We start from the raw sequence: 3,188 nt of genomic DNA on the forward strand, positions 1-3,188 counted from the left end.
AATGGTGCGGTGCCGGTTGCCCGTCATCGCCGCGGTCAACGGCCCCGCGGTGGGACTCGGGTGCAGCCTGGCCGTGTTGTCCGACATCGTGCTGATGAGCGAAGGCAGCTTCCTGGCCGACCCACACTTGCGAATGGGCTTGGTGCCCGGCGACGGTGGCATGACGTGGCCCATGCTGACCAGCCTCTCGCGGGCCAAGGAATACCTGTTCCTGGGCTCGCGGATTCCCGCCGCCGACGCCGTGAGCATGGGGCTGGCCAGCCGCGTCGTGGCACCGGAGCAGCTTCTCGACGAAGCGTTCGCACTGGCCTTGCGCCTGGCCGACGTGCCGGCCGCGGCCCTTCAGACCACCAAGCGGGCGCTGAACGCCTACCTCGATCAACAGCTCGACAATGCCTACGCCGTCGCACTGTCCGGAGAGTTGGACAGCATGCACTCCGAGGAACACCGGCTGGCGGTCGCCGCGGCGCAGTCCAAGGCGGCGGCCGCGGGGTCACGCCGAGGGTGAGCCGATCAGCCCCGTGGCCGGCCCAGGTGCCGTAGGCCGGTCGTGATCAGTGGGGCCACCGCATCGCTCGCCATGTCGACCACGCCGTCGTTGCTGCGGTGGCGGTAGGCGATTCCGGCCGCGATGATCGCCACTTTGAAGTAGCCCAGCGCGAGGTGAAAGTCCCAGTGCTGCAGCGGCCTACCGGACACAGTCGCATACCGCCGCGGTGCCGATCACCAGATCGAAGACGGGATCACGGTAGACGCACATCAGTGCGACGTCGGCCAGCGGGTCGCCGAGCGTGGACATCTCCCAGTCCACCACGGCCCGAACCCGATGCGGCGCCGACGATGCCAAGATGGTGTTGTCGATGCGGTAGTCACCGTGCACGATCGACGTCGCGCTTTGCGGCGGAACCGATCCCGCGAGAAGCGCGTGCAGGCGCCGAACGTCCTCGTCGCGCGGGTCGCCGGGTTCACGAACCAGGTCCCACTGCGATCCCCACCGCCGTATCTGGCGCTGCAGATAGCCGTCTACACGTGCCGATTCGCCCAGTCCGACGCTGATGGGGTCCACTTCGTGCAGCGCGGCCAGGACGCCGATCAAGTCGTACACGCAATCGCGCACAGCGGCGTCGGATCCGATCACCTCCAGTTCGGTCTGCGTCCGAATCACCTGACCCACGACATGTTCGACCATTGTGAACGGCGCACCCAACACCGAGTCGTCCTGGCACATCGTGACAGGACGGGCGACGGGAATGTCGGTGGAGGCCAACGCAGAGACCACCAGGTACTCCCGGCTCATGTCATGAGCCGAGGGCGTGACGCCGTGAAACGGGGGCCGACGGAGTACCCATGTGGACACGTCGTCGAATATCAGGTAAGTCAGATTCGATCGACCGCCGGAGATCAGTTCGGCCCGAAGCAGGCCCTGGCGGGCGACCCCGGCACCGTCGAGATAGCGGGCCAGCGCCGAAAGGTCGAGTGCCTCAGCGTTTGTCGTTGTCACGCCAACCAAGCCTTTCTGATCTCGTTCTTGCGCACCTTGCCCGATGCGGTGCGCGGAAGTTCGTCGACGACCCGGAGCTCCTCGGGCCACTTCGGCTTCGCTAGTCCCATCGTGGCGAGATGCTCGGTGAGCGTGGATAGGGATATGTCCCGATTGTCCCGCGCGACGACGACTGCCACCGTACGTTCCTCGGTACGGGTGTCGGGGACACCGATGACCGCAACTTCGGCCACCGCAGCACAGGTCATCAATGCGCTTTCGACTTCTGCGGGTGAGACTTTCACGCCGTTGCGGATGATGAGTTCCTTGGCCCGTCCGGTCACCGAGAGGTGACCGTCGGCGTCGACGACGCCGACGTCGCCGGTCTCCAGCCATCCCTGCACGTCGAACGCGGTGTTCATCTCCGGTTGGAGGTAACCGGCGCAGCGATCCGGGCCCCTGGTGAAGATCTCTCCTCCGCTGCCCGAAGGCAGGAGGGCACCGCCGCGATCGCGCACCTGCACTTCCACCCCGTCGAGCAGGCGGCCATCGGTGTGGGCCAGTTGCCTGGGGGTGTCGCCAAGCCGGTTGGCGCTGACGGTCGGGTGTTCGGTCAGTCCATAACTTCGCAGCACGGTGATCCCGCGCTGGGCTGCCTTGGCGACCAAGCTCTCCGGTACCGTCGATCCGCCGAGAATCACGTAACCCATCCGGTGGGCGAGTTCGTCGGTGAAACCGGGATGGTCGATCAACGCCGACAAGAAGACCGACGCACCGCCGCCGGGTGCGAGCCCCTCGGCCCGCGCGGTGTCGAGGATGAACTCGACGTCGAAGGTGTCGACCAAGTGGATCGGTTCGCCACGGTGAATCGGCGCCAGCAGTCCTAGGGTCATCCCCGCCGCATGCGCGATCGGTGAAGCCATGATCTGGGGGGTCGCGTCAGTCGGGATCATCGCGGCGAGGTGCCCACGCACCTCGGCCCCGAGGGTTCGGTGGGTATGGACGACGCCCTTGGCGGTGCCACCGGTGCCGGAGGTGAAGACCAACAGGCACTCGTCGTCTGGCGATCGAGTGCCCGGCACCGCATCGCTGGGGTCACCTAGCAAGTCACCGAAGGACACGAGATCTAAGCGCGGCGCGCCATTGCTCTCTCCGGCGCACACCACGACGGTTGCCACGCTGGGCATCTCCGCGCGAGAGTCCCCGACTTCGGCGAGGTAGTCGCGGCAGCCGTGGCGCTCGCAGGTCACCAGCACCACGGCGCCGGTCGCGTTGGCGATTTCAACCAGTTCCTTGCGACCGTAGAACGAGGCCACCGGAACGACGACGGCGCCCAGTGCCGCCACGGCCACGAACGTCGCTGCGGCCTCCCATCCATTCGGCAACCAGATCACCACGCGATCACCCTGGACGACCCCACGCTGCGACAGCCCGGCGGCTACTCGGCGCGCGGTGGCCTCCAGCGATCCGAATGTCTCGCTGCGGCCAGTGCGCTTCGACCAAATCCCCACTCGCTGGCCGGGACGCCGTCGCAGGCCTTCCAGGAGAAGGTCGCCCAGCGAGGTGTCATTCCACAGCCCAGTGCGCAGATAGTGCTCGCGCAGGGAGGCTGGGATCCGTGCGAGGTTCAGCCGGTCGTCGGCGGTCATTGCGCCGACTCGCTGAAGTGGGCCGGCGCCACGACGCCTACCTCGACGCTCAACGCTGG

Annotated in this window: 2 protein-coding genes and 1 pseudogene; 1 reads left to right on the forward strand and 2 read right to left on the reverse strand. The window is 66.9% G+C overall.

Annotation, left to right across the window (positions count from 1 at the left end; all coding sequences use genetic code 11):
* Window positions 1-508: enoyl-CoA hydratase/isomerase family protein (locus QOI01_RS16495; protein WP_526382720.1), on the forward strand; the 508-nt coding region annotated here is incomplete at its 5' end.
* Window positions 509-513: 5 nt separating this feature from the next.
* On the opposite strand, the pseudogene QOI01_RS16500 reads toward QOI01_RS16495, so the two are convergent.
* A pseudogene (locus QOI01_RS16500) lies at window positions 514-1,501 on the reverse strand (phosphotransferase family protein).
* On the reverse strand, window positions 1,498-3,188 hold a 1,691-nt coding region (locus tag QOI01_RS16505; protein WP_526382722.1), incomplete at its 5' end, for an AMP-binding protein. The pseudogene QOI01_RS16500 and the gene QOI01_RS16505, both read right to left, overlap by 4 nt.

Source organism: Mycobacterium sp., from assembly GCF_032162605.1.
Classification (GTDB): Bacteria; Actinomycetota; Actinomycetes; order Mycobacteriales; family Mycobacteriaceae; genus Mycobacterium.